This is a genomic window from Mesocryomonas lacus (genome assembly GCF_055730135.2).
The window spans coordinates 17,081-27,515 of record NZ_JBUZWE020000022.1; the positions used below are offsets into that span (position 1 = coordinate 17,081).

At 58.6% G+C, this 10,435-nt stretch carries 13 protein-coding genes and 1 pseudogene; 6 read left to right on the plus strand and 8 right to left on the minus strand.

The genetic code is table 11. The annotated features are described in order from the left end of the window. Positions 1-18 precede the first annotated feature (18 nt). Positions 19-1,074, plus strand: a pseudogene (ligD, locus tag ACZLZY_RS23910) (non-homologous end-joining DNA ligase). On the opposite strand, the gene ACZLZY_RS23915 reads toward ligD, so the two are convergent. Further along, on the minus strand, positions 1,071-1,280 hold the full coding sequence (locus tag ACZLZY_RS23915) for a hypothetical protein (protein WP_472936544.1): 210 nt from the start codon (positions 1,278-1,280) through the stop codon (positions 1,071-1,073). The pseudogene ligD and the gene ACZLZY_RS23915 overlap by 4 nt on opposite strands. 26 nt (positions 1,281-1,306) lie before the next feature. Beyond that, positions 1,307-1,489: a DUF3606 domain-containing protein gene (locus ACZLZY_RS23920; protein WP_472936545.1), complete on the minus strand. Its 183-nt coding sequence runs from the start codon at positions 1,487-1,489 to the stop codon at positions 1,307-1,309. 877 nt (positions 1,490-2,366) lie between these two features. On the opposite strand from ACZLZY_RS23920, the gene ACZLZY_RS23925 reads away from it, so the two are divergent. Then, a complete protein-coding gene (locus ACZLZY_RS23925) occupies positions 2,367-2,561 on the plus strand; it encodes a hypothetical protein (RefSeq protein WP_472936546.1) in 195 nt (64 codons plus the stop codon). A gap of 55 nt (positions 2,562-2,616) precedes the next feature. On the opposite strand, the gene ACZLZY_RS23930 is transcribed toward ACZLZY_RS23925, so the two are convergent. Further along, complete coding sequence (locus tag ACZLZY_RS23930; protein WP_472936557.1) at positions 2,617-2,967, minus strand: HNH endonuclease; 351 nt, start codon at positions 2,965-2,967, stop codon at positions 2,617-2,619. 593 nt (positions 2,968-3,560) lie between these two features. Here ACZLZY_RS23930 and ACZLZY_RS23935 point away from each other — a divergent pair. Continuing rightward, positions 3,561-3,794, plus strand: coding sequence for a hypothetical protein (locus tag ACZLZY_RS23935; protein ID WP_472936547.1), 234 nt, complete (start codon positions 3,561-3,563; stop codon positions 3,792-3,794). A gap of 266 nt (positions 3,795-4,060) precedes the next feature. Here ACZLZY_RS23935 and ACZLZY_RS23940 read toward each other — a convergent pair whose 3' ends face one another. Next, on the minus strand, positions 4,061-4,234 hold the full coding sequence (locus tag ACZLZY_RS23940) for a hypothetical protein (RefSeq protein ID WP_472936548.1): 174 nt from the start codon (positions 4,232-4,234) through the stop codon (positions 4,061-4,063). A gap of 248 nt (positions 4,235-4,482) precedes the next feature. On the opposite strand from ACZLZY_RS23940, the gene ACZLZY_RS23945 reads away from it, so the two are divergent. After that, on the plus strand, positions 4,483-4,755 hold the full coding sequence (locus ACZLZY_RS23945) for a helix-turn-helix transcriptional regulator (RefSeq protein WP_472936549.1): 273 nt from the start codon (positions 4,483-4,485) through the stop codon (positions 4,753-4,755). A gap of 334 nt (positions 4,756-5,089) precedes the next feature. On the opposite strand, the gene ACZLZY_RS23950 is transcribed toward ACZLZY_RS23945, so the two are convergent. The 3 genes from ACZLZY_RS23950 to ACZLZY_RS23960 form a co-directional block, all read right to left on the minus strand. Continuing rightward, positions 5,090-5,335 carry a hypothetical protein gene (locus tag ACZLZY_RS23950; protein ID WP_496253605.1) on the minus strand — a complete coding sequence of 82 codons (246 nt, stop codon included), beginning with the start codon at positions 5,333-5,335 and terminating at the stop codon, positions 5,090-5,092. An 80-nt stretch (positions 5,336-5,415) separates the two neighbouring features. Further along, on the minus strand, positions 5,416-5,631 hold the full coding sequence (locus tag ACZLZY_RS23955; RefSeq protein WP_472936551.1) for a hypothetical protein: 216 nt from the start codon (positions 5,629-5,631) through the stop codon (positions 5,416-5,418). Between the two features lie 163 nt (positions 5,632-5,794). Next, positions 5,795-5,944 carry a hypothetical protein gene (locus ACZLZY_RS23960; RefSeq protein ID WP_472936552.1) on the minus strand — a complete coding sequence of 50 codons (150 nt, stop codon included), beginning with the start codon at positions 5,942-5,944 and terminating at the stop codon, positions 5,795-5,797. 179 nt (positions 5,945-6,123) lie between these two features. On the opposite strand from ACZLZY_RS23960, the gene ACZLZY_RS23965 reads away from it, so the two are divergent. Then, a complete protein-coding gene (locus tag ACZLZY_RS23965; RefSeq protein ID WP_472936553.1) occupies positions 6,124-6,513 on the plus strand; it encodes a hypothetical protein in 390 nt (129 codons plus the stop codon). Positions 6,514-6,789: 276 nt separating this feature from the next. Here ACZLZY_RS23965 and ACZLZY_RS23970 read toward each other — a convergent pair whose 3' ends face one another. Continuing rightward, a complete protein-coding gene (locus tag ACZLZY_RS23970) occupies positions 6,790-9,180 on the minus strand; it encodes a putative bifunctional diguanylate cyclase/phosphodiesterase (RefSeq protein WP_472936554.1) in 2,391 nt (796 codons plus the stop codon). Positions 9,181-9,360: 180 nt separating this feature from the next. Here ACZLZY_RS23970 and ACZLZY_RS23975 point away from each other — a divergent pair, with 180 nt between their 5' ends. Then, positions 9,361-10,179, plus strand: a complete 819-nt coding sequence (locus ACZLZY_RS23975) for an ABC transporter substrate-binding protein (protein WP_472936558.1) — start codon at positions 9,361-9,363, stop codon at positions 10,177-10,179. Positions 10,180-10,435 lie beyond the last annotated feature (256 nt).

Below are 10,435 nucleotides of genomic sequence, written 5' to 3' on the forward strand. Positions count from 1 at the left end.
TTCCGGCTCAATGCCGGGATGGCCAAGTTACCTTGCAGGCCTCGCCCTCAGCAGCTCCGCACCAAAGTCGAGGCACCGATCCGCGGCCCCGCGCCTCCGGTGCGCGATGCGCGGCAGCCGCAACTCCCGTTCGATCCGATGCCGGCCCGCATAGAGCCCTGCCTTGCCCTTCTTGCGTCGAGGCCTCCAACCGGCTCGGATTGGTCCTTTGAAGTAAATTGAGACGGCTACCGTCTGGCCGTTCACATCGAGCCGGGAGGCGTCCGGATCCTGACCCGTGGCGGCCACGACTGGACGCATCGTTTTCCCGGCATTGCGGCGGCGGCGAAGGCTCTGGACGTTTCCACGCTGATCCTGGACGGGGAGGCGGTTGTTTTCGACGAGCAGGGCCGATCGGACTTCGGCGCCCTTCAGCAGTCGTTGGGCGGCCGCGGCGGAAAGAAGATGTCCGGCGACGCGATCCTCTACGCCTTCAATCTCCTCTACATCGACGGCATGAACATTACTCGCATGGCGCAGGCCGAACGCCGGCATCTCCTCGAGGATCTTCTAGCCGGGCAGTCGGGCGCAGTTCGCTTGTCGGAGGAGATCGATGCGGATGGAGCGGCGCTGCTAAAGACGGCATGCCAGCACGGGCTCGAGGGCATCATCGTCAAGCATCGGGATCGGCCCTACCGGCCCGGCCGGCTCGGCGACTGGCTGAAGATCAAGTGAATCCAAAGCGAGAGCTTCGTCGTCATCGGCTATAAGCCGTCGACTGCAATGCGCGGCGCGATCGCCAGCCTTCTGCTGGCGGCCAGGCGAGGGAACGAGCTCGTATTCGTTGGCCAAGTCGGAACGGGCTTCAAGGACCAGGTGGCGCGAGATCTGAAGGTGCAACTCGATAATATGAGGATGACAACGCCCGCGGCGTCGGTGACGGGCAAGAAGCTGGTGTTCGCCCGGCCCGCGCTCGTTGCCGAGGTTGAGTTTCGTGACTGGACGAATGACGGGAAGCTGCGGCACGCCTCCTTCAAAGGAATTCGGGAAGCAGCCGATGCAGACGCTATGTTTGAGCGTCCCGAAAAGACCTAGGTCGATCGCTCGCTGCTGCGCTTGTCCGGTTTAACGCTATCAATAGCTCGCCTAATGGCATGCTTGCGCGATCGCTTCTCCAGAGCCGGCCGAAGATTTCCCTTCAAGATTTCTTCAGCGATCGCGGCCTTTTCCTCCCCATTTAGGTCACGGCCGCGCATCTGCGTTGCCTCGGCCTCCCAGGTTTCGATCATCTCTTCAGCCATCGTTTCCTCCTTCGTATCGGGCGCTATTACTTGATCTTTTCGGCAGCTGCATTGAGCTTCGCACGATCGTTGCCAACATTCTTTATCAGATTCTGAGCGTCGTCTTTTGGTATGCCGTGCTTTTTGGCGAAGTAGCTCACTTCATAACCCTCGCCACCGGCAACCTTGCTGCGATCAGCGGCGCCGGGTTTGATTTTGTCGTCTGCCATTGCAGTCACTCCATCCGCGGTTTTAGGCGGATTTACTTGGTCCGCAAAACCAACGGCGTTTGAGCTGCGAAGGTTCACATGCCTGTAATCAGCCGCGCCCTGGCGCCCACTGCGCCAAGCTCTCGCGCTCCCGGCCTTCGAGCGGCACGTAGCGGATTCAGTCGCTGCGCGTGCCGCAGTGTCGACAGCGCCAAACACGATCCTCGATGTCGTCGCCCGGCTTAAGCACGCCTTGGAAGTCCAATGCTCGGTAGGTGATCGACTTGCCGCAAGGCCCGCACTTTACGACAATGCCGAGGCCCTTCCGCAAGCCATCCGCGAAACTTTTGATCCCTTAAACCATCCAACTGCCCTCGCAACGCCAGATGAACAACATAGGAACTTCGTCTTCACGTCCAGCTGTCATGGTGCGATTATGGATCGCAGAATCAGGAGGCGTACCATGGCCCGACCAGCCCCGTACACAGCCGAAATCGATCCGCTGCATCTTGAGGCGGACGAAGCCATCGCTATGGCCGGCGGTATGCGCCAAGCTATCAAGGGACTTATCCTGCGACAGCGCGGGCTAGGCGCCGAGCGGCAAGCTAGCACGTCGGCCGGCTAGCCGACGGAGCGTCGCCATTGATGACGACCATGGTCTCTTGCCCGCTCCAAGAGCTGATGGCGGTAAGGCTCAATTCTGCTCGGTGTTCTGAACAGCCCCTTGGGTTGGTTTTGCGCTGATCTGGCGGAAGACGTGCCACCCAACGGCGGGTAGAGCCCTTACCGTTCCTGTGATCCCACACTTGACCTTTGCTGCAGCTAGTATCGCGCGGCGGTCTTGGCAGGGTGTGCAGGGCATGGTTGTGTGCGCTAACTAAAATTGAGGAGTGGCCGGATGTGGATTCAGCTGACTAGAGGTGGAGAACCAATCACTGTGAACCTGGATCATGTGATTTCTATAAAATCGGGTCATGGCGGCAGGGCTGTATTCACTGTTACCGGGGAAATGTACGGACTGAAATTTTTCGATGTCGAAGAGAAATATGAGGCGGTATATGCGCGGATTGCACAAAGCTCTTTGGCAATCTGACGTACGTCATCCCACTGCCTGTTTATTATCACCAAGCTCGGCTTGCGAGGCGCGATTAGCTGCGTCCTGGTCGTGATAGTGGATGGCAATCGGTGTCGCGCTGCTTGGCCGCCTGCCTGCGAGCGAGGAAGCAGATGAATGTATCGCTGCCTCGCTCGTGATTGCAGGGCTGGCAGGAGAGCACGAGGTTGTCAGCATGGTATGGCCCGCCCTCTCGCCGTGAGGTCACGTGGTCGGTGCTGTAGTAGTTCGGGGATCGGTGGTCGCCGGGCCGGCAGTGGCACCAGACGCAGATTGGCGGGTCGCGGTCGAATACCGCCTTCCTGATTTCGTCGCGCTCGCTCCAGGTGAGGAAGTCGCTTTTGGCGGTCAGTCCGCCCTCTTGGTTCTTCGGGCACTTCCCAATTACCGCCCGAGCTTCCTATCCCACCGCTTTGCCTTCCTGTTCCCGTGCTCGTAGCCCTAGGGCATGCCGATCGTCGGTATGGCTGGCGTCAGTGCCGGCGGCTGGCTGCAGGGTATGCGGAGAGGCAGGCCAAAAGAGCGATGGTGATCATGCTGGCTACCTCCGATGTCCATCACCGGCTTGTTAAAAGCGCGTTAACTATACGGCCACACTAGGCAAACTTTTAAGGGCTCAGTGCGTTGTTCGCGCGAAACAGGCCCGAATTGGAAACAAGTGTCAGTCATTATCGAACGAATTAACGTCGCCTTTGGCGGGAGACCCGCGGTCTCGGAGACGGACGTTGGGATCATCGAGGCGATGATCGAGATTGGAGCAGACAATCCGGAAATCGCTGAGAAGTTCGGCTACTCGCCTGATGCGATCGAAACTGTCCGTGCTGATCAGCGGTCCTCACCGTACCGAGTTTTGTCGTCGTGAATCTTACTCGTCTCAGCAGAAGTCCTAAAAGCCGACTTAAACTCTTAGCCGGGAACCAAAATCGCAAACCGAACCGTCTCGGATCTCGTTCTGTGCTTCAAGAGGAGAAGCAGAAGATGAGCTACGACCGCTACAGTCTGACCGAGAGCGAAGACGGGATGACGTGGGCAGCCACCGACATCTTCACCGGCATGCCTGCGGTCTTCGGCGGCATGACCATGGACGGGATGGAAGTTGAGGAAGCGGCCACAGTCGTCGATCTGATGAATGCCGCGGATTGGCAAAAGCGTGTCCTCTATGCCGTTCAGAACGACCGGAGGAGCATCCCGCGCTCTGCTGCCCGGAGATAAAGAAGGGCCCGAGCGATCATTCGCCGGGGCCTTTGTTTGCACTTTCTGCAAAGGACTCAGAGCGCACCGTCATCGGACCCGGAGGGTAGCGGCCCACGCGGGATTTCCGCCGCTGATTATCCGACTTGCCTGAGGCGTTTCGCAGGATACCTCTGGGCTCTGCTGCGAGCAGCCGCTCTGATCTGGATTCACCCGGGCCTTTCATCGACATGGCTCCTGGAACCATTTAGCGACCACCCTTGCAGGCGGTACCGATCCGCTGTGGCTTAGGCCGCCTTGCGGCAGGCGCCCGGCCGAACCTTGCGCTCTTTGCCGCCGTCGTCCTTGGTCACCAGGAACATGCCGTCGCGGCCGGTCACCTTGGCCGTGGTGTCGGACGTGCTCTTCGGGCCAGCGCGAAAGCTGACGACGTCGCCGGTCTTGAACTCGTTCTGTGTCATGGGGCTGACCCTTTCGCTGGTCGCTATTAACGAAAAAGAGCCGGCGCAAAGGCCGACCCTGGGTAACGCAGAGACCCTAGTGCATCGAGCCTAAAATTAAAAAGGGCGCGGCTTGTTTTCACAAATACCGCACCCTGCATTTCGATAGGTCGCACGCGCGCGCCCGCGACATTTTCAGGCCAACGAATTTCGGCGGCCTCGACTCTACCTCTTCCCCCAAATCTGCGGGGTGACTAAAAAGATAGGAAATGGCCAAACCAATCAACGGCACGCCCGCATTCGGAATGTCGCGGTTTCACGCGGCGCACCACATTGGCATCGGCGTATCGCTATTCGATGGTCTGGTGGCACAGGGGAAAGCGTCGCCGCCACGGAAGATCGGAACACGCCTGATCTGGATTAGGCATGAAGTCGAGGAGGCGATCGAGAGCCTTCCGTATGCCAACGAGTGGCACCAGCCTGGAGAGAACGCATTGGAAGCCGCAATAGCAGAGGGGAACCGTCAAAATTCCAAAGCGTAATGACGCCAAACGGACATTTCACATTGTCATCTTGGATTCCGAAAAGGTCCCTTGTCGGAAGCAATGATCCTGCGGCGGGCCTACATCATAGAGCGAGCCGCGGCCTCGATGTCTCTCTGTACCCTGATCGGCGAGCATGCCGGCGATATGGTTGTGGGCGAGCTCTAAGACGGCTTCAGCTACCTCTGCTTCATTCCAACCGGCGGTCACGGCAGCGGCAATCAAGGCCTGGAATGTCAGTTGGATCGCAACTTCGCAATCAATGCCGCGCCCGGGGGGATCAGGTGGCTGCTTCGGTGAGTTGATATCCGATGGAATATTCGTCCAGCAAATTTTACCGCAGTCCGGTCCTCAGCAGGGCTCTTCCTGCCGGGGATAGCTTGAACCATAGCGTCAGCCTCCAGCCTGCCTGAGACTCCACCAGGCCAAGCTTCTCCAGTTGATCGACGAACAGAAGCTCGCTGCCCTGAAAATCTTCCATTTCCTTTCCGACCGAGTCCTCCGCCGGCCCATCGTCGAGCAGCATCAGAGCGTGAATCTGGGCGGGGGTCAGATCGAATAGGGCACGGGTGATCGTCACCTCCTGGCTACAAAGCCATCAGAGTACGAGACAACATCTGAGACAATCAGAGCAAGCGATTGGAGTTTATTTCATCAACTTTAGGCGAGAGGCAGCTCTTGCTTTGTCGATAAAGGCACAACAGCCAAATCATGTTTTTCGATCTCGACGGACAACGTATCCGCAAGGAGCTGCCAAGCCAGAGCAGCGCTAAGGTGCTTCTTCTTGACGCTGATGAGGGAGGTAGAGTCTGCAAGCGCAATCGCCTCCAGACGGCGTATTTCCATGAACTCGGGCGAAACTCGGAACGGCGACATGGTAACGTCTCCAGCCAGACAAAACCGCTGGCACGGGACGGTAGCACGTCCGATGGGTTCGCCGTCACGATGCATTTCGTGTCGTAAGGATTGGTAGGTGCGTGAGGAAGCAGAGTCTCAGGAAGATGCCATGATGAAGGCCTTAGCGCTGCAGGCCTAAGCTCTACAGAGTAGGGGCCGTACCATCTACCATGATCATGTGATCGCTTACCCAGCCCTTGCCCTGCGCCGTCTGGACCAGCCAGCGGCGGCCCTTCTTCTCGAACACCTTGGCGGGGGTGAAGGCGGGGAGCGTGGTGCGTCCCCTTGCCATGGAAGCGAAAGCCTGGCGCCTGGGACCTTGCCCACTTCGACAGGCCACCGGATCCGGTGGCCCACGCCGTTGCCGTAGCCCGTGCCGCGGATCCCAAGCAGCCTTTGCGCCTTTGTCCGGTAAACGAACCATCGATCTATCCGATGCTGGCTGGAATGCCTTGGGAGGAAGCGGCCGACATGGCGATCGCCATGGCGCGGGTGGCTCGCGATCATCATGGGGACGTGCGGCTGCTTGCGTTCGACCCGATTAATGGGATCGCCGAGCGCCAGTTCGCAGTGGTCGACAGGCTGGTGGCCGCCGGCGTCGTCGACACCGTCGGCATCAACTCTTACTCGCACACTGCACGGGCACAGCTCGGCCGAGCAATCCTGAAGAGCTGGCGGCGGTACAAGCTTCCTGTCCTCGTTGCTGAGACAAGTTGGCACGATGGGCACCGCGGGCAGCGGCGGCTCTTTCCTGGGTTCGACAAGCGGCGTTGGCTGGAGCACGTGCTGAAGGAGGTTGAATGGGCGCAGGAGAGGGAGACTTGGGTCGAGGGTATCTGCTGGTACCCAATCGTCGACTGACCGCCTTGGCCGCACTCTGGATCTGCGGCGCGATGGCGCCACGGGCTCATCCGCGAGGATCTTGGTCTTGATCCTATCCTCTCGGACGCATTCCGCTCCCGGATGGATGTGCAGAACTGTGCGCCGAAGGGCCAGCTCAGCCTTGCACTCTAACTGTGTGTCGAGTCCAAGCGGCCGTAACAAAACCGGTTGGGAAGGAAACGGCGATTGGCAGAGCGGACCGTCCTTTAATGCCGGTCTAGGGTCAAAGACCATCTTGCAAAGGGAGAAACGAAATCAGAGGATCAGCGGGGTCGGCGACGCTAGCTTCCCTTCTGTCAGCCCGAAGCCGGACATTCGCATTAGTGAGCTCAGAGGCATAGGCCTCGAGAACAAGTAACCTTGCAGATCTGTGCAACCGAGGGCGACGAGGAAATCCCTCTGCGCCTCAGTCTCGACACCTTCGGCAGTCGTTGACAGTCCGAGCGTTCGCCCAAGGCTGATGAGCGCGGATACAATTGCTGCTCCGTCTGCTCGTGTGTCGAGTAAGGAGACAAACGAACGGTCGATCTTTATTCGGTCGATCCCAAACTGCATCAAATGGCTTAGAGAAGAATACCCAGTGCCGAAGTCGTCGAGGGAGATCTGAATTCCTATTTCTCGCAGGCGCTCCAAGGTGGCGGCGACATCGGAGCTATCGGCAATCAGCGCAGATTCTGTCACCTCGAGCTCCAGCCGCGAGGGCAGCAAGTCCTCTTCAAGCAGCACCTTTCCGACTTCTTCAACGAAACCCGGAACTCGCAACTGCAGAGGTGAGACGTTCACCGCGACGAAGGTAGCGGCTGACCAGTTCGTTGCGGCGCGACATGCCTCGCGCAGGACCCACAATCCGAGCGCTTCGATCATCCCACCTTCTTCCGCTAGCGGAATGAAGCTAGCTGGGGCGAGCAGGCCGTGTTTCGGATGATTCCATCGGATCAGCGCTTCCGCGCCAGTGGCATTGTGACCCTTGGCAGCACTATGGATGGTCTGAAAATACAGCTCGAGGGTTCCAGATTTCTGGCGTTCGGCTCGGTAAGGAATGCCCTCCGGTATCGTGCGCTGATCACCGCTTGCTTGTATGCCCAGCAAGGAACGGAGATCGTTCTTCAAGATCTCACGGACATTGCGGCCATCCTCCATAGCCGGCCGGAACTGTACCGATTTCCCGCGGCCCTGATTCTTGGCTTCGTATAGAGCGACGTCGGCGTGCCGCAGGATTTCGCTAGCGCTCCCGGCGGATGGAGGGACCGTGGTCATGCCGATGGAGCCGCCAACATGCGCCACCACTTCGCCGGATCGGAGGTGAAACGGACGTTTCAGTTCGGTAACCAGCGAGCCCGAGACGGCATCGAGCAGGGCATCGCCGCTCCCGATGTCGCGTAGAAGAAGGGCAAACTCGTCTCCGCCAAGCCGCGCCAGCGTATCGCACGGACGAATTATCTTCCGCATCCGCTCCGCAGCTGTCCGGATGAGCTCGTCACCTGTAGCATGACCGAAGGTGTCGTTTACCGCCTTGAAGCGGTCGAGATCGATGAGCGCGATGGCCCAACGCGGACCGGAGCCCGACATGTTGGCAAGGCATTCTTCGAGGCGAGCTGAGAAGAAGCTTCGGTTGGGCAATCCGGTCAGAACATCATGGCTTGCGAGGTGCTGAGCTGTAGCTTCGCTCAACTTGAGTTCGATGAGACTTGCCCTGAGCCGTACGAGCAGAAGGAGGAACAGCACGACAATAACGAGCGCGGCGCCCGACAGAGCGGGCAGTAGACGGCCGATCACCCTGGAACCTGGCAAATCGGGGGTCCAGACGATAAATCCGATGGGTTCACCGGTGGCACCGGCGTCAATTTGAACGGCGACTTCGTTCTCCTCAGGATCAGCCGAACGCGCGAACCGAGCTCCGTTGAGACCCTGTTCTCGGCTCAGATCATCGAGCACGTCCCCATCGAGAAAGCGGATCGCGATCAAGAAGCGCTTCTCCTCCGGCTGGATGCTCTCCTCATTGACCCCAGAACCGGTTCGACGGGATATTGGAGCGATACCAACAATCGTAGGACGACCCTCGAGACGCATGAGCTCGGCGAAGGCGCCCCGCTGACGGTCGTCAACCGATGTGCGACCCTGAGCCAGATCGGAACCTGCCTGTCCGATTTTCTTCTGATCCTGAAGGAGCGGAGCAAGGAGAGGCTTCATCCAGAGATAGCGCTTTGTCGTATCCGGATCGGAGCGCATTGCCAGCTGTCCGTTGCCATCGACGACGAATGCCCTGTCGTAGCCGAACACCGCAACGACGATGCTGCTGATCGACTCCGCCGCGTCTAGCCCGACAGGATCCGAGTTGATCTCCAAGCCCACTGTATCTGAGCTGGTGCGGTGAGATAGATTTGATGACAGGAGGGACATGTATCCCGAGCCGACCTGTTCGATCGCTTCAGAAACCTGCGCGACCTGTTCGCTCAGGCGACGCGTCACGAGTCCGCGTTGGCGTTCGAGTGCGGCAGCGTCGCTTTCGGCGCCTGCCCAGACCCCTGCCAAGATCACCAGACCCAATGTAGCGACGCCTATCCCGGCGATGAGCGAAAGAATGACGCCAGAGGATATGCACGCCCGATACATTCTCGGCAGAGCGTCAGGGAGATGAATTCGCACGGGTGGCCTCTCGCAATAGGCCTACAGTCTCCCTAAAATGTTTACTTAGCCTTACATAATAAACGTTATTTTCCATTTCAGAGCTCATGCGAAAGTTCCGCAAGGTCGATCATCCTATCGCTGACCACCACGTCAGTAATCGAATCCGCCATCGGACTGTCACCGGATCATTGAGCGTCGATTGGAAAGGTCAACATGCGCATCGCCCTCTCAGGAACTCTCCCGCTCAGTACAGTCTTCGCGATCGTGGCCGGGATGACGATCGTGGGTCTATCAGCGACAGCGTCGGCGCAGGACGGCGGAGCTACTAAAATAGCAGTGGAAGGCACTTTCCCACCATTCAACTATCTGGATGCCGATAACAGGCTGCAGGGTTTCGATGTGGAGATTGCCCGGGCGCTTTGCGGCGCTGCGCAGCTCACCTGCGAGTTCGTGACGGAAAAGTGGGAGGATATGATCCCAAACCTGAACGCAGACAAATATGATGCAATTGTATCTTCAATGTCGAAGAGCGAGGAAAGGCAGAAGCTCGTCGCGTTCACGGACAGTTACTACACCAGCCCTTCGGTCTTTATCGTTCGAAAGAATGTAGATTTGCCCGATTTTGGTTCCAGCTCGCTCGGAGGCCTTACCATGGGTGTGACACTTGGCACTGTGCAGGCAGCGTATGTCGCGCAATTCTTTCCCGACGCGAAAGCGACGGTATTCCCCTCTTCGCCCGATCTTTACAAGGGCCTAGCCGACGGGAGCGTTGATGTCGCCTTCGAAGATAAGCTCGCCATCTACGACTGGCTAACGAACACCAAGGCCGGCAGCTGCTGTGAGTTCAAGGGAGCGGATATAAGCGATTCAAAGTTTTTCGGTGACGGAGCTGGTATTGCGATCCGTAAATCCGACGACGAGCTGCGGGTAAAGCTGAATACTGCCTTGGCACGGATCACAGCCGACGGGAGCTACGATGCCATTAACGCGAAGTATTTTCCGTTCAGCATCAGATGACGGCGGCGGGTCTGCCGCTCTCCCTTGCGATGCTGATCATCGACCCGCTGCACCATCTAAGAATGCAGCTTCCTACGCTAGCGCAACGACGGCGTAGCCGGGGCCTATGTTATCGAACATCCGCGTCGACAAAGCCAACGACGCCGCAGGCGCTACTTTGGCGTGGGGGCAGGGGGCCTTAAGGCGGCCATGGGTGGCAAGCAGTCCGTCAGCTCAGAGGCCACCTAAAAATGAAAAAGGTGCCGTTTTTGATTGT

Coding starts and splice junctions, on each gene's coding strand:
- ACZLZY_RS23945 (WP_472936549.1), top strand. CDS start 4,483: ATGGCCAAACCAATCAACGGCACGCCCGCATTCGGAATGTCGCGGTTT.
- ACZLZY_RS23915 (WP_472936544.1), bottom strand. CDS start 1,280: ATGGCTGAAGAGATGATCGAAACCTGGGAGGCCGAGGCAACGCAGATG.
- ACZLZY_RS23940 (WP_472936548.1), bottom strand. CDS start 4,234: ATGACACAGAACGAGTTCAAGACCGGCGACGTCGTCAGCTTTCGCGCT.
- ACZLZY_RS23925 (WP_472936546.1), top strand. CDS start 2,367: ATGTGGATTCAGCTGACTAGAGGTGGAGAACCAATCACTGTGAACCTG.
- ACZLZY_RS23960 (WP_472936552.1), bottom strand. CDS start 5,944: ATGGCAAGGGGACGCACCACGCTCCCCGCCTTCACCCCCGCCAAGGTG.
- ACZLZY_RS23965 (WP_472936553.1), top strand. CDS start 6,124: ATGGCGATCGCCATGGCGCGGGTGGCTCGCGATCATCATGGGGACGTG.
- ACZLZY_RS23955 (WP_472936551.1), bottom strand. CDS start 5,631: ATGTCGCCGTTCCGAGTTTCGCCCGAGTTCATGGAAATACGCCGTCTG.
- ACZLZY_RS23920 (WP_472936545.1), bottom strand. CDS start 1,489: ATGGCAGACGACAAAATCAAACCCGGCGCCGCTGATCGCAGCAAGGTT.
- ACZLZY_RS23935 (WP_472936547.1), top strand. CDS start 3,561: ATGAGCTACGACCGCTACAGTCTGACCGAGAGCGAAGACGGGATGACG.